Source organism: Mesorhizobium sp. WSM1386 (genome assembly GCF_055901595.1).
In genome coordinates this window covers 117,787-138,710 of sequence record NZ_CM148373.1, presented here as the reverse complement: position 1 = coordinate 138,710, position 20,924 = coordinate 117,787, and the positions used below count along the sequence as shown (strand labels likewise).

General features: G+C 63.5%; 17 protein-coding genes. 12 read left to right on the top strand and 5 right to left on the bottom strand.

Features of this window, described 5'->3' with window-relative positions; all coding sequences use genetic code 11:
- The first annotated feature begins 93 nt into the window (after positions 1-93).
- The 4 genes from AC0NIH_RS00640 to AC0NIH_RS00625 all read left to right on the top strand — a co-directional run bounded on the left by AC0NIH_RS00640 (position 94) and on the right by AC0NIH_RS00625 (position 4,949).
- Complete coding sequence (locus AC0NIH_RS00640; protein WP_023766368.1) at positions 94-1,899, top strand: IlvD/Edd family dehydratase; 1,806 nt, start codon at positions 94-96, stop codon at positions 1,897-1,899.
- Positions 1,900-2,195: 296 nt separating this feature from the next.
- Complete coding sequence (locus AC0NIH_RS00635) at positions 2,196-3,020, top strand: chromate resistance protein ChrB domain-containing protein (RefSeq protein ID WP_473463464.1); 825 nt, start codon at positions 2,196-2,198, stop codon at positions 3,018-3,020.
- Positions 3,017-4,408, top strand: coding sequence for a chromate efflux transporter (chrA, locus tag AC0NIH_RS00630; protein ID WP_473463462.1), 1,392 nt, complete (start codon positions 3,017-3,019; stop codon positions 4,406-4,408). The genes AC0NIH_RS00635 and chrA overlap by 4 nt, the downstream gene beginning before the upstream one ends.
- Before the next feature lie 142 nt (positions 4,409-4,550).
- The gene (locus AC0NIH_RS00625) at positions 4,551-4,949 is read left to right on the top strand and encodes a hypothetical protein (protein WP_473463459.1); all 399 of its coding nucleotides are present in this window, start codon (positions 4,551-4,553) and stop codon (positions 4,947-4,949) included.
- Between the two features lie 20 nt (positions 4,950-4,969).
- Here AC0NIH_RS00625 and AC0NIH_RS00620 read toward each other — a convergent pair whose 3' ends face one another.
- Positions 4,970-6,556, bottom strand: coding sequence for a trimethylamine methyltransferase family protein (locus AC0NIH_RS00620; RefSeq protein ID WP_473463456.1), 1,587 nt, complete (start codon positions 6,554-6,556; stop codon positions 4,970-4,972).
- Between the two features lie 192 nt (positions 6,557-6,748).
- Positions 6,749-8,242, bottom strand: a complete 1,494-nt coding sequence (gene pdxR, locus AC0NIH_RS00615; protein ID WP_013891372.1) for a MocR-like pyridoxine biosynthesis transcription factor PdxR — start codon at positions 8,240-8,242, stop codon at positions 6,749-6,751.
- Between the two features lie 301 nt (positions 8,243-8,543).
- Between pdxR and pgi the strand changes: the two genes are divergently transcribed.
- Entirely contained in the window at positions 8,544-10,187 is a 1,644-nt protein-coding gene (gene pgi / locus AC0NIH_RS00610) for a glucose-6-phosphate isomerase (RefSeq protein ID WP_473463454.1), read from the top strand.
- Positions 10,188-10,192: 5 nt separating this feature from the next.
- Entirely contained in the window at positions 10,193-10,915 is a 723-nt protein-coding gene (locus tag AC0NIH_RS00605; RefSeq protein WP_013891370.1) for an HAD family hydrolase, read from the top strand.
- Here AC0NIH_RS00605 and AC0NIH_RS00600 read toward each other — a convergent pair.
- Entirely contained in the window at positions 10,912-11,550 is a 639-nt protein-coding gene (locus tag AC0NIH_RS00600) for a class I SAM-dependent methyltransferase (RefSeq protein WP_473463524.1), read from the bottom strand. The two genes, AC0NIH_RS00605 and AC0NIH_RS00600, sit on opposite strands and share 4 nt — an antisense overlap.
- An 86-nt stretch (positions 11,551-11,636) precedes the next feature.
- The gene (locus AC0NIH_RS00595) at positions 11,637-13,295 is read right to left on the bottom strand and encodes a long-chain-fatty-acid--CoA ligase (protein ID WP_473463451.1); all 1,659 of its coding nucleotides are present in this window, start codon (positions 13,293-13,295) and stop codon (positions 11,637-11,639) included.
- Positions 13,296-13,323: 28 nt separating this feature from the next.
- Between AC0NIH_RS00595 and AC0NIH_RS00590 the strand changes: the two genes are divergently transcribed.
- From AC0NIH_RS00590 to AC0NIH_RS00565, 6 genes are all read left to right on the top strand, one after another.
- The gene (locus tag AC0NIH_RS00590; protein ID WP_473463449.1) at positions 13,324-13,995 is read left to right on the top strand and encodes a hypothetical protein; all 672 of its coding nucleotides are present in this window, start codon (positions 13,324-13,326) and stop codon (positions 13,993-13,995) included.
- Between the two features lie 194 nt (positions 13,996-14,189).
- Positions 14,190-15,782: an ABC transporter substrate-binding protein gene (locus AC0NIH_RS00585; protein ID WP_023775744.1), complete on the top strand. Its 1,593-nt coding sequence runs from the start codon at positions 14,190-14,192 to the stop codon at positions 15,780-15,782.
- A gap of 51 nt (positions 15,783-15,833) precedes the next feature.
- Positions 15,834-16,841: an ABC transporter permease subunit gene (locus AC0NIH_RS00580; protein ID WP_013891362.1), complete on the top strand. Its 1,008-nt coding sequence runs from the start codon at positions 15,834-15,836 to the stop codon at positions 16,839-16,841.
- A 70-nt stretch (positions 16,842-16,911) separates the two neighbouring features.
- Positions 16,912-17,766, top strand: a complete 855-nt coding sequence (locus tag AC0NIH_RS00575; protein WP_174324787.1) for an ABC transporter permease subunit — start codon at positions 16,912-16,914, stop codon at positions 17,764-17,766.
- Positions 17,767-17,768: 2 nt separating this feature from the next.
- Complete coding sequence (locus AC0NIH_RS00570) at positions 17,769-18,626, top strand: ABC transporter ATP-binding protein (protein ID WP_473463446.1); 858 nt, start codon at positions 17,769-17,771, stop codon at positions 18,624-18,626.
- Positions 18,623-19,453, top strand: a complete 831-nt coding sequence (locus AC0NIH_RS00565; RefSeq protein WP_224690050.1) for a dipeptide ABC transporter ATP-binding protein — start codon at positions 18,623-18,625, stop codon at positions 19,451-19,453. Before AC0NIH_RS00570 ends, AC0NIH_RS00565 begins: the two co-directional genes overlap by 4 nt.
- 166 nt (positions 19,454-19,619) lie before the next feature.
- On the opposite strand, the gene AC0NIH_RS00560 is transcribed toward AC0NIH_RS00565, so the two are convergent.
- Positions 19,620-20,909, bottom strand: coding sequence for a cysteine desulfurase-like protein (locus AC0NIH_RS00560; RefSeq protein ID WP_473463444.1), 1,290 nt, complete (start codon positions 20,907-20,909; stop codon positions 19,620-19,622).
- Between the last annotated feature and the right edge of the window lie 15 nt (positions 20,910-20,924).

Below are 20,924 nucleotides of genomic sequence, written 5' to 3'. Positions count from 1 at the left end.
TATCGCACCAAAGTGCGGGTTCAGATCACGCGTGCCCCTTGCCTGCATCCGCGCGTTGTCATATCGATTTGTCATACAAATACGGAGACCATGATGGCTGGCGCCCCCACGAAGAAGAAAAAGTTTCGCTCGCAAGAGTGGTTCGACAACCCTGACAATCCGGGAATGACCGCGCTCTATCTCGAGCGCTACCTGAATTACGGGCTGACGCGCGCCGAACTAATGTCGGGAAAGCCGCTGATCGGCATCGCCCAGACCGGCTCGGACCTTTCGCCTTGCAACCGGCACCACATCGAACTCGCCAAGCGTGTGCGCGAAGGCATCGTCTCGATGGGCGGCATTCCATTCGAATTTCCGTGCCATCCGATCCAGGAAACGGGCAAGCGCCCGACCGCGGCCCTCGACCGCAATCTTGCCTATCTCAGCCTCGTCGAGGTGCTCTACGGCTATCCGCTCGACGGCGTGGTGCTGACCATCGGCTGCGACAAGACGACGCCGGCGCTGTTGATGGCGGCGGCCACTGTCAACATTCCGGCCATCGCGCTGTCGGTCGGCCCGATGCTCAATGGCTGGCACAAGGGCAAGCGCACCGGCTCCGGCACCATCGTCTGGGAATCGCGTGAGCGCCTGTCGGCCGGCGAGATCGACTATGACGAGTTCATGGACATCGTCGCCTCCTCGGCGCCGTCCACCGGCTATTGCAACACCATGGGCACCGCCACCACGATGAATTCGCTGGCCGAGGCGCTCGGCATGCAGCTGCCGGGCTCGGCCGCCATCCCGGCGCCCTATCGCGAGCGCGGCCAGATTTCTTACGAGACCGGCAAGCGCATCGTCGAGATGGTGCATGAAGACCTGAAACCATCCGACATCATGACGCGCAAGGCCTTCGAGAACGCCATCGTCGTGAACTCGGCGATCGGCGGCTCGACCAACGCGCCGATCCACCTCAATGCGATTGCCCGCCATCTCGGGGTGCCGCTCGACAATGACGACTGGCAGAAGATCGGCCTCAAAGTGCCGCTCATCGTCAATCTGCAGCCGACGGGCGAGTATCTCGGCGAGGATTACCATCACGCCGGCGGGGTGCCGGCGGTGGTGGCCGAACTGATGAAGGGTGGGCTGTTGCCGCATCCCGATGCGCTGACCGTCAACGGCAAGTCGATCGGTGACAATTGCAAGGGGGTCGCCAACGAGAATGCCGAGGTCATCCGCAGCGTCGACAAGCCGCTGAAGGCCAATGCCGGCTTCATCAACCTCAGGGGCAATCTGTTCGATTCGGCGATCATGAAGACCAGCGGCATCTCGCCCGAATTCCGCGAGCGCTATCTGTCCAACCCGAAGGATCCCGAAGCCTTCGAAGGCAACGCCATGGTCTTCGACGGCCCCGAGGATTACCACGCCCGCATCGACGATCCGGCGCAAGGCATCGACGAGCACACCATCCTGTTCATGCGCGGCGCCGGCCCGGTCGGTTATCCCGGTGGCGCCGAGGTGGTCAACATGCAGCCGCCGGCCTACCTGATCAAGAAGGGCATCCACGCACTGGCCTGTATCGGTGACGGCCGCCAGTCGGGCACGTCGGGCTCGCCGTCGATCCTGAATGCCTCGCCGGAAGCCGCGATCGGCGGCGGCCTGGCGCTGCTCAAGACAGGCGACCGCGTCCGCATCGATCTCAGGAAGGGCACCGCCGATATCCTGGTCACCGATGACGAGATCACGCGGCGCCGTGCCGAACTGCAGAACAATGGCGGCTATCATTATCCCAAGCACCAGACGCCGTGGCAGGAGATCCAGCGCGGCATGGTCGACCAGTTCTCGGAGGGAATGGTGCTGAAGCCGGCGGTGAAATACCAGGATGTCGCGCACACCAGCGGCGTGCCCAGGGACAATCACTGATTGCTCCAGGGACAACCACTGATCGCTCCAGGGGCAATCATCGATTATTCCAAGGGATAGTCATAGATTATTCCTGGCGACAATCGCGGATATTGGATCGACGGCTGGCGGCCTGGTCACCCAGGTCGCCGGCCGCGTTTCGTTTGGAGTGCGCCGCCGGCGGGTCGAGACTGGGCGCGGTCCTTGACAAGCGGGCCGGACAAATCCACTGTCATGGCAAGGGGTGCATCGCGACGACCCCGTGAGGCGTCAGCCCAACGTTCGCGTCCAAGCTTCTCTATCAGGAGGTGGACGCCATGCCGTCAACAACCGCTATCACCGTATCGCAACTGTCCCGTCTGGTCGGTCTGCCGGGTGCACCCGTAATCATCGATGTTCGCATCGATGAGGATTTCGACGCCGATCAGCGCCTGCTGCCGGCCTCAGGCCGACGCAATTTCAAAACCGTTTCGACCTGGGCTTCCGAATTTGCCGGCAACCAAGTCTCGGTCGTCTGTCAGAAAGGTCAAAAACTCTCGCAAGGCGTGGCCGCATGGCTGCGGCATGAGGGAATCTCCGCTGAATCCCTCGAAGGCGGCTTCGAAGCCTGGCGCGATGCGAATGGGCTTTTGGTCCGCACCGAAAAATTACCGCCACGCGACGAAAGAGGCCGCACTGTGTGGGTGACGCGATCGCGCCCGAAGGTCGACCGCATCGCTTGCCCCTGGCTGATCCGGCGTTTCGTCGATCCTCATGCGATCTTCCTGTTCGTCGAGGCAGCCGAAGTGCCTGCTGTCGCCGACCGCTTTCAGGCCGTGCCTTTCGACATCGACAATGTGTTCTGGAGCCATCGCGGCGATCGCTGCACCTTCGACACGATGATCGAGGAGTTCGGGCTGGAATCCGAGGCGCTCGATCGGCTTGCCCTGATAGTGCGCGCCGCCGACACGGCAAGCCTCGATCTGGTGCCCCAGGCCGCCGGTTTTCTGGCGGCATCGCTCGGCCTGTCGCGGATGTATCGCGACGATTTGGAACAGTTGGAAGCAGGCATGCTGCTCTACGACGCGTTCTTCCGCTGGTGTCGCGACGCCACCGAAGAAACCCACAATTGGCCTGGGACAGCTGGGGGTAAACCAGCATGAGTGCTCTTGTGCCGCAGGATGCCGGGGTAAATGTCGAAGTGCCGGCCGCACCGACCTTTGCCGAAGCCCTGAGGCTCTGGGCGAAAATCGGACTGCTCAGCTTCGGCGGGCCGGCCGGGCAGATCGCCTTGATGCACAAGGAACTGGTCGAGGAGCGGCGCTGGATCGGTGAACAGCGTTTCCTGCATGCGCTGAACTACTGCATGCTGCTGCCTGGCCCGGAAGCACAGCAACTCGCCATCTATATCGGCTGGCTGCTGCACAGGACGATCGGCGGCCTCGTCGCCGGCGTGCTGTTCGTCGCGCCGGGCGCGCTCGTCATGCTGGCCCTGAGCGTTCTCTACGCACTCTATGGCGACGTGCCGCTCGTCGAGGCGCTGTTTTTCGGGGTGAAGGCGGCGGTGCTGGCCATTGTCGTCCAGGCGGTGATCCGGATCGGACGGCGTGCCCTGAAAAACCCGGTCATGGTGTCGATCGCGGTCGCGGCTTTCATCGCCATCTATGCGTTGAATGTGCCGTTCCCGCTCATCGTCCTGCTGGCGGGCCTGACAGGATGGCTGGGAGACCGCCTTGTTCCAGGCCTGTTTTCCGGCTCCGCCCATGGCAAGGGCGACACTGCCGATATCAAGGGCGCGGTCGACCTGATGTTCGAGCGCGGCGAATTGGCCCATGTCACGCCGACCAAATGGCATGCGCCGCGCACTGTCGCCATCTGGCTGCCGATCTGGCTCGGACCTGTTCTCGCTATCTGGTGGTTCACCGGCTCCGCGAGCGTCTGGACCGAGATAGGCCGATTTTTCAGCCTGATGGCGGTCGTCACCTTCGGTGGCGCCTATGCGGTGCTTGCCTATGTCGCACAGGCGGCCGTCCAGTCCTTCGGCTGGCTTGCCCCCGGTGAAATGGTCGATGGTCTCGGGCTTGCCGAGACCACGCCAGGCCCGCTCATCCTGGTGCTGCAGTTTGTCGGCTTCATCGCCCCGTTCCGCCACCCCGGGGGACTGGACCCATTGCTTGCCGGGTCGCTCGGGGCGCTGCTCACACTGTGGGTGACGTTCACGCCCTGCTTCTTCTGGATATTCCTCGGTGCGCCCTACATCGAAGCCCTGCGCGGCAACAAGGCCTTGTCGGCCGCATTGGGCGCGATCACCGCCGCCGTCGTCGGCGTCATCATGAATCTCGCTTTGTGGTTTGCCTTGCACGTCGTTTTCCGTGAGGTGCACACGATAGGCCCAGGCATGAATGTGCCGGTGCTCTCGTCGATCGACTGGCGCGCGGCGCTGCTTTCCCTGGCCGCCATGATCGCCATCCTGAAGCTGAAGATCGGCATGCTGCCGACGCTCGCCGGATCGGCTCTGGCCGGCGTCCTGTTGTTGGCGGTAAGCGGCTAATGCATGTCGCCCAAAAGTGACTCGGTTTTGGGAGAACGACATGCATCAAAACAAAGACCTAAAGCGCGCGGCGCTTTAGGATCCTTTGCCTTTGTAATCCGCTTGCGAACCACCTAACTGGTTGGAAACGGATTGGACCATCATGGCAGGACGGCGCTCTTCCCTCGGCTTCCTCGGAATGTTCGGCCGCTCGGGCGATCTGAGGCAGCTCGACACGGCCTTGCGCGGCGCCGACCTGCATCCCGCCCTTGTGCCCGAGGGCGTAAAACTCACCATCGTCAATCTGATGAAGGACCACTGGCCCGGCGAGCCGCCGCCGCAGGCCTATCCGCAAGTCGCGCGCCTGTTCAGCTATTGCATTGCCGGGCCGGAGACGTTCGAGCGGTCCCAAGGCCTGCAGCAGCGCCAGGAAGCGGAGCACCGGATCGAGGCCGCGGTCGAGGCCGGCGACAGTTTCGACGCGAAGATCGTGCTGATGGCGCTGCACGCCAAGCTGATCGATGCCGAGGTCGTAGAACGCTACGGGCTCGGCACAGATTGAAGCCTTGACGAGAAGCGGCGCTACCCGCCCATATTGGCACGCGGCAGCTTGATCATCTCGCCGAAACGGGCGCGCAATTTGTCGTCGAGCAGCTTCGGCACGTGGCGCGGGAAGCGTTCGGCAAGGACGCGCTTCTTCTCGATGATCGCGCGCTGCAGGATGTCGGGCCGGCCCTTCTCGTTCCATTCCTTCGGCGAAAACCGGTCGCCGACGGCGGGATAGAAATATTCCGTCTGCATCAGCCGCAGCGTCTGCTCGTTGCCGAGATAGTGGCCAGGCCCCCTCAGGCAGACATCGGCGATGGTGTCGATCGACAGCGCCTCGTCCGTCACCTCGATGCCGCGCACGCAGCGCAGGCAGTGGCCGAGCATGTCATTGTCGATGATCAGGCTTTCCAGGCAGAAGCCGAGCAGCGAGGCATGCATGCCGGCCGATTCATAAACCAGGTTGAGGCCGGCAAGGCCGGCCATCACATCGGTGATGCCCTTCTCGTAGCCGGACTGGATGTCGGGCAGTTTCGAATCCGTCATGCCGGCGGCCGAACCGCCCGGCAGATCGTAGAACTGTGCCATCTGCGCGCAGGCTGCCGTCAGCACCGCCTGTTCGGCCGAGCCGCCGGACATGGCGCCGGTGCGCAGATCGGACACGAACGGCCAGGTGCCGAAGATCGCCGGATGTCCCGGCTTCAGGGCGTTGACATAGACCAGACCGGCCAGCACTTCGGCCACGGCTTGCACGACGGCGCCGGCAATCGCCGCCGGCGCGGTGGCGCCGGCCTGTCCGGCCGACAGCAACAGGATCGGGATGCCGCCATCGACGCAGGCTTCAAGCACGCCACAGGCGTCCTCGGCGAACTTCATCGGCGGCACGACGAAGCAGTTCGAGTTGGACACGAACGGCCTGGCGCGGAAATTCTCCTCGCCGCCGGCGATGGCATAGAGCATTTCGAGCGCCGGCTGCACGTTCTCGCGCACCGTGAACGAGGTGCCGACATGCTTGGAGGTGCCCATCACGCACGCGTAGAGCGTGTTGAAGTCCATTTCGAGCGGATCGGGAATGTCGCGCGGCACCATCGGCCGCTGGAAGAAATGGATGTTGTCGAGCCCCTCGACGATGCGGGCGGCGTCATAGATGTCCTGCAGCAGCGATTCGCGGTATTCGCGCTTTTCGACATCGACCAGGTGGACCGCGGCTCCGGCCGTGCCGTAGTGCACGCGCTTGCCCTGGATCACCATATCGTGTTTGGGGTCTTGGCCGTGCAAGGTGAAATTCCGGGCAGCTTTCTTGATCGTGTCGAGCACCAGCGCGCGTGGAAAACGAATGCGGCCATCGTCGCCATAGGTGGCGCCGACCTTGGTCAGAGCCTCGATGCAGGAAGGGATGGCATTGGCAAAGCCGACCGTTTCCAGCAGCGTCAGCACCGCCTCATGGATGCGCTCCTGGTCATTGCCCGCCAGCGGTCCGTAGCTGCCGCCCTCGAGGCCGGCGCGCACCGGCTTGATGTCGTCGGCCAACGGCGCTGCCCGCATGGCGCGGCGCGCTTCGCGCCCGCCGGAGCGGCGCGAACGCTGGTCCGCCGCTTCCTGCTTTTCAACAACCACTGACATGGAGGCACTCCACCTTTTCTTGGAAACAGGGCGGCGGTTGGTCCACCATCGGCTGCTTCTTCCCCTTTGTGCCACGACTATGCCGCCGGCATTGGCACAGACTATGAGCCAGCCGGTCTGGTTGCATGTGCCAGAGCTACAGGAGCCGGAGCCGCTGTTATGCGGCTCCGGTCAAGAGGATCGGAGAGTGGATCAGGCCGCTGCCGGCCTGCGTCCGGCCGCGGTGGCGAGCTCGCGAATGCCGGGCTCGATGTGCTGCAGCGCGATCGAGGAAATGCCCAAGCGCATGAAACGCGAAGGCTTTTCCGTGCGGTCGAAGAACCGGTCGCCAGGCTCTATGATGACACTGCGCGAGGCGGCGGCCTCGGCCAGTCCACGCGAATCGGTGCCGCGTGGCCCTTCGAGCCACAGCGAGGTGCCGCCGGCCGAGTCGGTCGAACGCCATTCCGGCAGGAAGGCGGAAATCGCATGGACCAGGCGCTTGCGCCGTTCGTCGAAGGCGCTCGACAGCCGCCGCACCAGTGCCTCGTGATGCCCGAGCGACAGGAAGAGTGCCACGGCGCGCTGGTTGTTTGCCGGCGGGTGACGCAGCATGAAGCGGCGCAGGGCCCTGAGCTCCGCGATTAGTCCAGCCGACGCCACGATGTAGCCAAGCCGCAAGCCCGGAGCCAGCGTCTTCGACATCGATCCGACATAGACGACGCGGCCGGAGCGATCGAGGCTCTTCAGCGCCTGCTGCGGCGCCTCGTCGAGAAGCTGGCTGTCATAGCCGTCCTCGATGATGATCTGGTTGTGCCGGTTGGCACGCGCCAAAAGATCCTGCCGCCGCTCGGCCGACAACGGCACCATGGTCGGGCAATGATGGCTGGGCGTGACGAAGACGAAGCCGGAATCATTGGGGATAGAAGAGGTTACGATGCCGGACTGGTCGACCGGCACCGGCTGGATGTCGGCGCCCGCAAGCCGGAAGATCGAGCGGGCGTCGGGGTAACCGGGATCTTCCATCGCCACCTTGGAGCCCTTGGTCATCAAAAGTGTCGCCAGCATGTAGAGCGCATTCTGGGCGCCCAGCGTCACGATGATCTCGTCGGGATTGGCGAAGATTCCGCGCCGGGGCAGGAGCCGCGCCTGGATCTGCTCGATCAACAGCGGATCGTCGCGATCGACCATGTCGGACGCCCAGTTGCGGATTTCCAGCACCGCCAGCGCCATGCGGTTGCACTCGCGCCACTCGGCGGTCGGGAACAGCGCCGGGTCGAACTGGCCATAGACGAACGGGTAGGACGACTTGATCCAGTTCTCGTGCTTGGCCGGCGGCGGCATGTCGCTTGCCGCGATCTGCCGGCGTGCCTTCCAGTCGATCTCGTTGGCCTGGTCGGGCGCCTTCTGGTGCGGCTTGGCGGGTGTCGCCAGCACGTCGGGATTGACGAAATGGCCGCGACGCTCGCGCGCCACCAGGAACCCCTGGTCGACGAGCTGCTGGAAGGCCAGAACCACGGTTCCGCGCGCCACGCCGAGTTTCTCGGCCAGGATCCGGCACGAGGGGAGCGGCATCGAAGCGGCGATCTGCCGGTCTAGGATGGCGGCCACGATCGCCTGGCGGATCTGTGCCTGGAGGGTTTGGCCGGATTCGGCCGAAATCCGGAACAGGCCGGACCATATGGCCGTGTCGTTGCGCTGTGGCATGGGAAATGTTCCTCGATGGCCAGCTTTTTTCGTTTGGCTGGACCAGTCGAATGTAACGGTGGCACAAGGGGTTGCGCCAATCAATTTTTCTGATCTTTGGGATTTATGCCAGTGATCCTTCCGCCGAGATCGGCGGCTGCAGACTGCGCCGATGTCACATTCTGTCATCGCATCGTGATGCGATGCGGCACAAGCGCGTATTGACCGGACCGAATTCGGCTCAATAGTTGTGGCGCGACGACACGCGCCGGAAACATCCGGTCTGATATTGTGCGTCGAAGACGCCAGGAGTTTCCCGCCAGTGGATCAGACAGCCTTCCAGAAACAACTCGCCGCCTTGCGCGACCATCGCGCAAGCGCGCCGGGCGACATGCGCCAGGCCTTCGCCGCCGATCCGCAGCGATTTGCGACGTTCTCCGCCACCGACGATGATATGTTGCTGGACTGGTCGAAATGCGCCGTCGACGCGACCACCATGGATTTGCTGGAAGAGGCCGCCAAAGCTGCCGATCTCGAAGGTCGCCGTGCAGCGATGTTCGCCGGCAAGAAGATCAACATCACCGAGGACCGCGCCGTGCTGCACACGGCGCTGCGCAACCTGAGCGGCAAGGGCGTCACGGTCGACGGCCAGGACGTCAAGGCGGACGTTATCGCCGTGCTCGACGCGATGGGCGTCTTCGCCGACGCGATCCGCTCCGGCAAGGCGGCCGGCGCCACCGGCAAGAAGATCACCGACATCGTCAACATTGGCATCGGCGGTTCGGATCTCGGTCCGGCCATGGTGACCCTGGCGCTCGCCCCCTATCATGACGGCCCGCGCGCGCACTATGTTTCCAACATCGACGGTGCCCATATCCATGACACGCTGAAGGGCCTGTCCGCCGAAACCACGCTGTTCATCGTCGCCTCCAAGACCTTCACCACCGTCGAGACGATGACCAATGCGCAGACGGCGCGCGACTGGGTGCAGAAAGCGCTCGGCAAGGAGGCGGTCGGCAAGCATTTCGCCGCCGTCTCGACCGCGCTCGATCTGGTCGCCAAGTTCGGCATCGCGCCCGATCGCGTCTTCGGTTTCTGGGACTGGGTCGGCGGCCGCTATTCGGTCTGGGGCGCGATCGGCCTGCCTGTCATGATCGCGGTCGGTCCGCGGAATTTCCGCGCTTTCCTCGATGGCGCGCACGAGATGGACGAGCACTTCCGCACCGCGCCGTTGCGCGAGAACCTGCCGGCGCTGCTGGGGTTGGTGGGCTGGTGGCACCGGGTGATCTGCAAATACCCGGCCCGCGCCGTCATCCCCTACGACCAGCGCCTGTCCAGGCTGCCGGCCTATCTGCAGCAGCTCGACATGGAATCGAACGGCAAGAGCGTCACCCTCGAAGGCACCGCGGTGACCACGCCGACCGGACCGTTGGTCTGGGGCGAGCCCGGCACCAACGGCCAGCACGCGTTCTTCCAACTGCTGCACCAGGGCACCGATTTCATCCCGGTCGAATTCCTCGCCGCCGCCGTCGGCCACGAGCCCGATCTCAAGCATCAGCATGACCTGCTGCTCGCCAATTGCCTGGCACAGTCTGAAGCCTTCATGAAGGGCCGCACGCTGGAGGAGGCGCGCGCGCAGATGCTGGCCAAGGGCATGAAGCCCGCCGACGTCGACCGCATCGCGCCGCACCGCGTCTTCTCGGGCAACCGCCCCTCGCTGACCATCCTCTACCGCAAGCTCGATCCGCGCACCTTGGGCCGGCTGATCGCGCTTTACGAGCACCGCGTCTTCGTCGAGGGAACGCTCTTCAACATCAACTCCTTCGATCAATGGGGCGTCGAGCTCGGCAAGGAACTGGCCACCGGCCTGCTGCCTGTCGTGGAAGGCAAGGAAAGTGCCGCAAAGCGGGATGCCTCGACCGCCGGCCTTGTCGGACATATCCACCAATTGCGTGGTTCGGAGTGAAGCGTTTGGCCGACATCAAGGGAATATTGTTCGACAAGGACGGAACGCTTGTCGACTTCAACGCGACCTGGCTTGGCGTCGCCGACTTCATGGCCATGGACGCGGCCGAAGGCGATCGCTGGAAGGCCGACAGGCTGCTTGCCGCGGCCGGCTTCGATTTCGCCAACCGCCGCTTCAAGCCTGATTCAATCTTTGCCTCGGGTACCAACATGGACGTCGTCGAATTGTGGTTCCCGCGGCTGTCCGACGAGGACCAGATGCTGGCCGTCGCCCGCTTCAACGAGATCACCTCGATGCAGGGCTCGGCGATGGCGGTGGCGCTGCCTGGTATCGTCGACACGCTGGCGGCACTGCACAAAAGAGCCTACCGGCTCGGTGTCGCCACCAACGATTCGACCAGCGGTGCTGAAAAGACGCTGGTCACGCTGGGCGTCGCCCAACTCTTCGATGCCGCCTATGGCTACGACGCGGTGGCCAATCCCAAGCCTGCGCCCGACACGATCCAGGCCTTTTGCGATCTCACCGGCCTGAAACCGGCGGCGATCGCCATGGTCGGCGACAACCGCCACGATCTCGAAATGGCGCGGGCCGGTGGCTGCGGTCTCGCGGTGGGCGTGCTCTCCGGCACCGGCACGCGTGAATCGCTGGCCGAGATCGCCGACGTCATCCTGGATTCGGTTGCCGACCTGCCGGATTTCCTGTCGGCGCGGGTCAAGGAGACCGTCTAACCGCCCGATCCGGCATCGAAACGAAAGACGCTGCTCGGTTTGGTCGCCGCACCCTTCGCGTCGCCAAAATCCGGCACCTGGTATTCGGCGACCAGGCGCAGCCGCGAGCGGGGCAGATAGGCCCGGCCCGGATCGCCGACCAGCACCTCGATGCCGGCGGCGCGGCAGCGGTCGAGGAAAGGCATGACGCGGCGGGCGACGTCCTGCCCGTAGAACACATCGCCGGCGAGCACCATGTCGACCGCCGGTGGCGCACCCTTGGTGACATCATCTCCGACCGCGATGATCGCGACGCCGTTCGCCGCCGCATTGAGCCCGATTGCGGCGATGCCGTTGCGGTCGATCTCGGCGGCAATCACCGTGCGCGCCCCAGCCTTCGCGGCGGCGATGCCGACGATGCCCGATCCCGCCCCGAGGTCGAGCACGCGACGGCCCGTCACGGTCGACGGATTGTCCAGGATGTAGCGCGCCAGCACGGCGCCGCCGGCCCACGCATAAGCCCAGTAGGGCGGTTGCGGTTCCGGCCTGCCGTCGTCCGTATCACCTTCAGGGTCGACGAGCCGTCTCAAGCCGCTGCCCGAATGGGCCGTGTAAAACCGGATTTCGGGAAGCGCGGGCACCGGGACGAGGCGCATGTTCGCTTTGATGAATTCAGCCGGGTCGAGGCGCAATCCAAGATCCGGCCCACTATCGCCGGGACGATCGTTATCCAAGATCGTTCCTATTCGCGCAATGCCCGCCGAAGGATCTTGCCGACCGGCGTCTTCGGCAATTCGGTCCTGAACTCGATGTATCTGGGCCGCTTGTAGCCGGTCAGGTTCTCGCGGCAAAAGGTGGTGATCGTCTCCACGGTCAGGGCGGGATCCTTCTTGACGATGAACAGCTTCGGCACTTCGCCCGAGTGCTCGTCCGGCACGCCGATGGCGGCCACCTCGAGCACGCCCGGATGCATCGCCACCACCTCCTCGAGTTCCGTCGGATAGACGTTGAAACCCGAGACGAGGATCATGTCCTTCTTGCGGTCGACGATCTTGGTGTAGCCGCGCTCGTCCATGAAGCCCATGTCGCCCGACTTGAAGAAGCCGTCCTTGGTCATCACCTTGGCGGTCTCGTCCGGCCGGTTCCAGTAGCCGGCCATCACCTGCGGTCCCCTGATGCAGATTTCGCCGACTTCTCCCAGCGGAACGTTGTTGCCGTCATCGTCGCGGATGGCGATTTCGGTCGAGGGCAGCGGCAGGCCGATGGTGCCGGTGAAGTCGCCGGAACTGAATTTGTTGGCCGTCGCGACAGGCGAGGTCTCCGACAGGCCATAGCCTTCCGAGACCGGGCAGCCGGTCAGCGCCTTCCAGCGCTCGGCGACGCCCTTCTGCACCGCCATGCCGCCGCCCAGCGTCAGGACCAGCGGCTTGAAGTCGAGCTTGCGAAAATCCTCGTTGTTGAGCAGCGCGTTGAACAGCGTGTTGAGACCGGGGAATATATGGATCGGATACTTTCCCAGTTCCTTGACGAAACCCGGAATGTCGCGCGGATTGGGGATCAGTATGTTCTGGCCGCCCATTTGCATGCCCATCAGCGCATTCACGGTCAGCGCGAAGATATGGTAGAGCGGCAGTGCGCAGATGAGGTTGAGATGCGCGGGTTTGGGCTTGATCGTATAGGCGTCCTCGACCCAGAGCGAATTCTGCGCGACATTGGCCAGCACGTTGCTGTGCAGCAGGGTGGCGCCCTTCGAGATTCCCGTGGTGCCGCCGGTATATTGCAGGAAGGCGACGTCATTGGCGGCCACCGTGGCCGGCTTGAAATTCATCCCGCCGCCAGCCTTCAGGGCGGCGTTGAACTTGACATGGCCGGGCAACGACCAGGCCGGTACCATTTTCTTGACGCGGCGCACGACCAGATTGACGATCGTGCCCTTCAGGCCGCCGAGCATGTCGCCCATGGCCGCGACGACGACATGCTTGACCGAGGTCCTGGCGACGACCGCCTGCAAGGTGTTGGCGAAGTTTTCCAGGATGACGATGGCCTGCGCGCCGGAATCCTTGAGCTGATGTTCCAGTTCGCGTGGCGTGTAGAGGGGATTGATGTTCACCACCGTGTAGCCGGCGCGGACCACCGCCATCATCGCCACGGGATACTGCAGCACATTCGGCATCATCAGCGCGACGCGTGCCCCCTTCTGCAAACCCGTCGACTGCAGATAGGCGCCGAAAGCCGCCGAAAGCTGCTCGAGCTCCGCATAGGTGATGGATTTTCCCATGCAGGTGAAGGCCGGCTGGCCGGCAAACTGCTTGCAGGCGCCAACGAGAAAGTCGCCGATGGAGTTGTAGGGAAGGGCACCGATTTCGGCCGGCATGTTCTTCGGATAGCTCTTCAGCCACATTTTTTCCGGCAGGCCGGCGGTAAGTTCGGTGAGCGCTTTCGGCAGCCGCTTGGCCGGCGCCGGCTTCGATGTCGGGACTGCCTTGGCCGGCGATGCGGCCTTCGCCGTCCCGGTCTTGTTCGCCCCAGTTTTTGCCGAGGAAGCCTTTGCTGGAGTAGCCTTTGCTGGAGAAGTCTTTGCGGCGGAGGCCTTTGTCGGAGAAGTCTTTGCCGGGGCGGCTTTCGCCGCCGGCTTGGTGACGCTCTTGGTGGCAGCGGCCGCTTTTGCCGCGGGTGCCTTCACGGCGGGCTTGGCTGCAGTCTTCGCGGCCGCGGTTTTGGCCGTGGCCTTTCCTTGCCCGTCGGTGCCGGCGGCTGGTTTCGAGACTGCCTTGGCCGACGCCTTCACCGGCGTCTTCGATGCTTTTGCCACCCGTTCCTCCCTAGGAATTCCTGTTCGACTGTTTCTTGGTCGCCCGTGCCGCGCCGCCTCCAAATTGATGGAGACGTCCTCCGCTGCCGCCAGCCTGTCCATCCCAGCCTGTCTATCTATGTATTGCCTCTATCGGCGGCGGTGCAAGTCTTGCCCCAGCGGCAAGGCGCCGAAAGATTTGCCGTCGAAAATCTTTCCTCACGGTAACCTCCGGAACGGGCATCTTTTGAAGCCGTGGATTGGCTGGAAGCGGCCGCGGCATCGATACCGCCAAACGGCAGATCAATAAAAAAATGCGGTGGTTAATAATAGCGTGAATGGAAAGAACTGCTAATTTTTTCTGCCATTTAGCAAAATCGCGGATTTTTTTCCTGCTTCCCGCGGGGTAAGCAAACGGGGTGTTCCAAAGCCGGAAAAACGGTGCTTATATGCGCGCTTCGCGAGCCTGATAGAGGGGCTTGGAAGAACATCAGGGAGTGCTCAATGAAGAAGAAACTGACTTTTGCAGCCGCGTTGCTGGCTGCAAGCGTCCTGGGAGGCGTGGCCAACGCGAAAACTCTGGTTTATTGCGCGGAAGCATCGCCAGAGGGTTTCGACCCGGCGCCGTACACCGCGGGCCAGACGTTCGACGCGTCCTCGCGCACCGTCTTCAACCGCCTCGTCGAATTCGACCACGGCAAGACCACGACCTCGCCGGGGCTGGCTGAAAGCTGGACGATCTCCGACGACGGCAAGGAATATACGTTCAAGCTGCGCAAGGGGGTCAAGTTCGCCGCCACCGACTATTTCACCCCGACGCGCGACTTCAACGCCGACGACGTGGTGTTCTCGTTCCAGCGCCAGGTCGACAAGACCGGCCCCTGGTTCCAGTATATCCCGGGCATCGCCTACCAGTATTACAATGACCAGTTCGGCGACAACATCACCAAGGTCGAGAAGGTCGACGACCTGACCGTGAAGTTCACCCTCAAGGAACCGGCGATCACCTTCATTCCGACGCTGGGCATGGACTTCGCCTCGATCGTCTCCAAGGAATATGCCGACAAGCTGCAGGCCGACAAGACGCCTGAACTGTTCAACCAGAAGCCGATCGGCACCGGCCCGTTCATCTTCGTCGACTATCAGACCGACGCCGCCATCCGCTACAAGGCCAACCCGGACTATTGGGGCGGCAAGCAGAAGATCGACGACCTTGTTTTCGCCATCACCACCGATCCGGCGGTGCGCGCGCAGAAGCTCAAGGCCGGCGAGTGCAACATCATGTCGTATCCGGCACCGGCCGACATCGCCGGCCTCCAGGCCGATGCGAACCTGAAGGTCGACGAGCAGGAAGGCCTCAATGTCGGCGCGCTGATGTACAACACCCAGCAGAAGCCGTTCGACGACGTCCGCGTCCGCAAGGCGCTCAACATGGCCATCAACAAGAAGGCCATCATCGACGCGGTCTTCCAGGGTGCTGGCCAGGTGGCGGTCAACCCGATCCCGCCGACCATGTGGTCCTACAACAAGGATGTGAAGGACGATCCGTACGATCCGGATGCGGCCAAGAAGCTGCTTGAGGAAGCCGGCGTCAAGGACCTCAAGATGAACGTCTGGGCCATGCCGGTGTCGCGTCCCTACATGCCGAACGCGCGCCGCACCGCCGAGCTGATCCAGGCCGATTTCGCCAAGGTCGGCGTCACCGTCAACATCGTTAGCTACGATTGGGGTGAATACCTCAAGCGCGCTTCGGCGGTCGATCACGATGGCGCGGTCATCGTCGGCTGGACCGGCGACAATGGCGATCCGGACAACTTCCTCGGCGTGCTCCTGAGCTGCGCTTCCGTCGGTTCGAACAACCGCGCGGAATGGTGCAACAAGGACTTCGATGCGCTCATCAACAAGGCCAAGACGGTTTCCGACCAGGCCGAGCGCACCAAGCTCTATGAACAGGCACAGGTCATCTTCAAGGAGCAGGCACCGTGGGCGACGCTCGCCCACTCCAAGGTGTTCATGCCGATGCAGAAGACCGTCTCCGGCTTTGCGATGGATCCGCTCGGCATCCACCGCTTCGACGGCGTCGATATCGCCGAATAAGGTTCGCGAAACGGGGGCGGCGCCACACGGTGCCGTCCCCACTCGCCCGCCATGCTGCGTTATATCCTCGGTAAGCTCGCCCTCATCATCCCGACCTTCATCGGGATAACCATCCTCGCCTTCGGCTTCGTGCGCATCCTGCCCGGTGATCCGGTACTGGTGCTCGCGGGCGAACGCGGCCTGTCGCCCGAACGCCACACGGCGCTGATGCATCAGTTCGGTTTCGACCTGCCGATATGGCAACAATACCTGACCTATCTGACCAACATCCTCAGCGGTGATTTCGGCACCTCGTTTTCCACCAAGACGCCGGTGCTCAAGGACTTCCTGGTGCGGTTCCCGGCAACGGTCGAACTCGCTATCTTCGCCATGATCTTTGCCGTCGTCCTCGGCGTCGCCGCCGGCATCTTCGCCGCGATCCGCCGTGGCTCCTGGTTCGACCAGCTCACCATGGGCACCGCGCTTGCCGGCTATTCCATGCCGATCTTCTGGTGGGGCCTGCTGCTGATCATCGTGTTCTCCGGCACGCTGCACTGGACCCCGGTTTCCGGCCGCATCGACCTTCTCTACTTCTTCAAGCCGGTCACCGGCTTCATGACCATCGATTCCCTGATCTCGGGGCAGAAGGGCGCATTCCGCTCGGCCCTGTCGCACCTCGTCCTGCCCACCATCGTGCTCGGCACCATACCGCTGGCCGTCATCGCCAGGCAGACGCGGTCGGCCATGCTCGAGGTGCTGGGCGAGGACTATGTGCGCACCGCGCGCGCCAAGGGCCTGGCGCCGCGCCGCGTCATCGGCCTGCATGCCTTCCGCAATGCGCTGATCCCGGTCGTCACCACCATAGGCCTACAGGTCGGCACGCTCCTGACCGGCGCCATCCTGACCGAGAGCATCTTCTCCTGGCCAGGCATCGGCAAATGGATGATCGACGCCATTTCCAAGCGCGACTATTTCACCGTGCAGGGCGGGTTGCTTTTGATCGCCCTCATCGTCATGTCGGTGAACCTTATCGTCGACGTGCTCTACGCCGTCATCAACCCGCGTATACGGGCGAATTGACATGACCAACGAAGGCCCAGCCACAATCGAAGCCGCGACCGTCGTCAAGCCGCAGGACGCGCGGCTGCAGATGTTCGCCGAGTTCTGGCACTACTTCTCCGTCAACAAGGGCGCGGTGATCGGCCTGTTCGTCTTCGCGCTGCTGATCCTGATCGCCATCTTCGCGCCGCTGCTTGCCCCGCATTCGCCTGATGACCAGTTCCGCGACTTCTTCCTGACGCCGCCGGCCTGGCAGGCGGGCGGCAACGCGCAGTTCCTGCTCGGCACCGACGCTGTCGGCCGCGATATGCTGTCGCGCCTGATCTATGGCTCGCGCTTCTCGCTCGCCATCGGCTTCGTCGTCGTCACCACGGCGCTGATCTCCGGCGTCATCCTCGGCCTGCTCGCCGGCTACTGCCGTGGCTGGGTCGACACGCTGATCATGCGCATCATGGACATCATCCTGGCCTTCCCGTCGCTGCTCCTGGCGCTGGTGCTGGTCGCGGTGCTTGGTCCTGGTCTCGTCAACGCCATGATCGCCATCGCTTTCGTGCTGCAGCCGCACTTCGCCCGGCTCACCCGCGCCGCCGTGATGGCGGAAAAGAACCGCGAATATGTCATCTCCGCCAAGGTCGCCGGCGCCAGCCATCTCAGGCTGATGCTGGTCACCATCCTGCCCAACTGCATTGCGCCCTTGATCGTGCAGGCGACGCTGTCCTTCTCCAACGCCATCCTCGAGGCGGCCGCACTCGGCTTCCTCGGCATGGGCGCGCAGCCGCCGACGCCGGAATGGGGCACGATGCTGGCCGAAGCGCGAGAGTTCATCCTGCGCGCCTGGTGGGTGGTGACCTTCCCGGGCCTCGCCATCCTGATCACCGTCTTTGCCATAAACCTGATCGGCGACGGCCTGCGCGATGCGCTCGACCCCAAGCTGAAGAGGTCGTGAGCATGTCCCTGCTCGAGATCAAGAATCTTACCGTTTCCTTCGACACCGCGGCCGGGCCGTTCATGGCCGTGCAAGGCATCGACCTGTCGATCGAGCCGCGCGAGGTGCTGGCGATCGTCGGCGAGTCCGGCTCCGGCAAGTCGGTGTCGATGCTGGCGGTGATGGGGCTGTTGCCCAACACCGCGACGGTCAAGGCCGACCGCATGGCATTCGACGGCGTCGACCTCCTGACGCTCAGCCCGTCCGAGCGCCGCAAGATCGTCGGCAAGGACATCTCGATGATCTTCCAGGAACCGATCGCCAGCCTCAATCCGTGCTTCACGGTCGGCTTCCAGATCGAGGAGGTGCTGCGCTTCCACATGGGCATGGACCGCGCCCAGAGGCGCGCGCGCGCCATCGAACTGATGAAGCTGGTCGGCATCGCCGATCCGGAAGAGCGGCTGAGTTCATTCCCGCACCAGATGTCCGGCGGCCAGTGCCAGCGCGTCATGATCGCCATCGCCATCGCCTGCAATCCGAAGCTTCTGATCGCCGACGAGCCGACGACGGCGCTCGACGTCACCATCCAGAAGCAGATCCTCGACCTGCTGGTCTCGCTGCAGGCCAAATACGGCATGGGCCTGATCATGATCACCCACAATATGGGCGTGGTGGCCGAGACCGCCGATCGCGTCATCGTCCAGCACAAGGGCCGCAAGATGGAAGAGGCCGACGTGCTGTCATTGTTCGAATCGCCGAAAAGCAATTACACGCGCGCGCTGCTCTCGGCCTTGCCCGAGAACGCCGTCGGCGACCGGCTGCCGACCGTTTCCGACATGCTGTTCGAGCCGGCACCCTCTGCCGCGGGAGCCTCGGCATGAGCACCACGGTCCTCGAAGGCAAGAACATCGTTCGCGACTACCATATCGGCGGCGGCCTGTTCACCGGACCGCGCACTGTGCATGCGGTCAAGGGCGTCTCCTTCACGGTCGACAAGGGCAAGACGCTCGCGATCGTCGGTGAAAGCGGCTGCGGCAAGTCCACGCTTGCCCGCATCATCACGCTGATCGATCCCGCGACGTCAGGCGAACTGTTCATCGACGGCAACAAGGTCGACATCGCCAGGGGCGGATTGACCAGGGAGATGCGCCGCAAGGTGCAGATCGTTTTCCAGAACCCCTACGGCTCGCTCAATCCACGCCAGAAGATCGGCGACGTGCTGGGCGAACCGCTGCTGATCAACACCGACAAGCCAGCCGCCGAGCGGCGCGACCTGGCGATGAAGATGCTGAAGAAGGTCGGACTCGGCCACGAGCACTACAACCGCTACCCGCACATGTTCTCGGGCGGCCAGCGCCAGCGCATCGCCATTGCGCGTGCGCTGATGCTCAACCCGAGCCTGCTGGTGCTCGACGAGCCGGTCTCGGCGCTCGATCTTTCGGTGCAGGCGCAGGTGCTCAACCTGCTCGCCGACCTGCAGGACGAGTTCCAGCTGACCTATGTCTTCATCAGCCACGATTTGTCCGTCGTGCGCTACATCGCCGACGACGTGATGGTGATGTATTTCGGCGAAGCCGTCGAATACGGCTCGCGCGACGAGGTCTTTTCAGACCCCAAGCACAGCTACACCAAGACACTCTTCGCCGCGACGCCACGCGCCGACGTCGCCTCGATCAAGGCGAGGTTGGCCAAGAAGAAGGCGGCCTGAGTCGGCGTGTCGATATTCAGGTGAGGCCGGTCTGCGAATGGCAGCTTCCTGCGCTTCCGGTGCTCACGTACTTAAGTACGCTCCGCTCCGGTTCTCGGAAACCGCCACTCTCGACTCGGCCTGACCTGAATCTCGACACGCCTTAGCCACTCGCCATATCAGCTAGTCACGACAGCTTGGCGATGATGGCGCGCAGCGCTTTGCCGAACCGATGCACCTCATCAATGGTGTTGTAATGGACCAGCGAGGCGCGGATGGCGCCGCTGTCCATCGACAGGTTGAGCCGCTTCATCAGGCGCGGCGCGTACATGTGGCCGTCGCGGATGCCGATCTGCATGTCGGCCATCTCCTCGACGATCCGCTGCGGCGACAACTTGCCGATGTTGAAGCAGAAGGTCGGCACGCGCTCATGGATGCGTGCCTCGTCGGCGACACCGTAGATGGTCGCCCCGCACCCTTTCAGCACAGCTAGCATCTCGCGCGCCAGCACAAGCTCGTAATCACGGATGGCGCCCATGCCGGCGACGATGTTGTCGCGCCGCGAGCGATTGTTGGAGGGCGCGAGATTGCGGCCGATCAGCTCCAGATACTGCACGGCGGCATCCATGCCCGACACGTTCTCGTAGATGAAAGTGCCGGCCTCGACCTTGTAGGGCGGTTCGTCGGGGATGAAATCCTCGCGGAAGGTCGGCAGCCGCTTCAGCGTTTCGAAGCGGCCCCACAGGAAGCCCATATGCGGCGAGAAGTTCTTGTAGCCGGAGCAGACGAGGTAGTCGCAGTCCCAGGCCTGCACGTCGATCAGCCCGTGCGGTCCGTAATGCACGCAATCGAGGAACACTTCGGCGCCGACCGCATGCGCGATTTCAGCCACGGAAGCGACATCGACGATCGAGCCGATCGAATGCGCCGTCACCGTGCAGGCGACGAGGCGGGTGCGCTCGGAGACCAGCGGGCGCAGATCGTCGACATGCAGATTGCCGTCCTCGCGCATCCGCCACCACTTGAATTTGGCGCCGGCGGATTCCAGCGCCAGCCACGTCGCGATGTTGGCATCGTGGTCCATGTCGGTGATGACGATCTCGTCTCGCTCCCCTTCCGTGTCCTTGGCAAGCATTTGGCCGATGCCGAGGCTGACCAGTCGGATGAACGAGGTGGCGTTCATGCCGAAGCAGATTTCCGCCGGGCTGTAGGCGTTGATCAGCAGCGCCACGCTCTCGCGCGCGTCGGCAACCGATTGATCGACGGTGACGCTGCGGCCATAGCGGCCGCCGCGCTGCACATTGTGCGAAACCAGATGGTTGGTCACCGCATCGAGCACGCTCTGCGGGATCTGCGCGCCGGCGGCGTTGTCCAGGAAGATGAAATCGCCGGCCCGTTGCAGAGCGGGAAACATGGCGCGGATGGCGTCGACGGGGAACGCGGCGGCGCTCGCATTGTCGGTTTGATGCTTGTTCACGGGCAGGCTCCTGCG

Coding starts and splice junctions, on each gene's coding strand:
- AC0NIH_RS00640 (WP_023766368.1), top strand. CDS start 94: ATGGCTGGCGCCCCCACGAAGAAGAAAAAGTTTCGCTCGCAAGAGTGG.
- AC0NIH_RS00635 (WP_473463464.1), top strand. CDS start 2,196: ATGCCGTCAACAACCGCTATCACCGTATCGCAACTGTCCCGTCTGGTC.
- chrA (WP_473463462.1), top strand. CDS start 3,017: ATGAGTGCTCTTGTGCCGCAGGATGCCGGGGTAAATGTCGAAGTGCCG.
- AC0NIH_RS00625 (WP_473463459.1), top strand. CDS start 4,551: ATGGCAGGACGGCGCTCTTCCCTCGGCTTCCTCGGAATGTTCGGCCGC.
- AC0NIH_RS00620 (WP_473463456.1), bottom strand. CDS start 6,556: ATGTCAGTGGTTGTTGAAAAGCAGGAAGCGGCGGACCAGCGTTCGCGC.
- pdxR (WP_013891372.1), bottom strand. CDS start 8,242: ATGCCACAGCGCAACGACACGGCCATATGGTCCGGCCTGTTCCGGATT.
- AC0NIH_RS00600 (WP_473463524.1), bottom strand. CDS start 11,550: ATGCGCCTCGTCCCGGTGCCCGCGCTTCCCGAAATCCGGTTTTACACG.
- AC0NIH_RS00595 (WP_473463451.1), bottom strand. CDS start 13,295: ATGTGGCTGAAGAGCTATCCGAAGAACATGCCGGCCGAAATCGGTGCC.
- AC0NIH_RS00585 (WP_023775744.1), top strand. CDS start 14,190: ATGAAGAAGAAACTGACTTTTGCAGCCGCGTTGCTGGCTGCAAGCGTC.
- AC0NIH_RS00580 (WP_013891362.1), top strand. CDS start 15,834: ATGCTGCGTTATATCCTCGGTAAGCTCGCCCTCATCATCCCGACCTTC.
- AC0NIH_RS00575 (WP_174324787.1), top strand. CDS start 16,912: ATGTTCGCCGAGTTCTGGCACTACTTCTCCGTCAACAAGGGCGCGGTG.
- AC0NIH_RS00570 (WP_473463446.1), top strand. CDS start 17,769: ATGTCCCTGCTCGAGATCAAGAATCTTACCGTTTCCTTCGACACCGCG.
- AC0NIH_RS00565 (WP_224690050.1), top strand. CDS start 18,623: ATGAGCACCACGGTCCTCGAAGGCAAGAACATCGTTCGCGACTACCAT.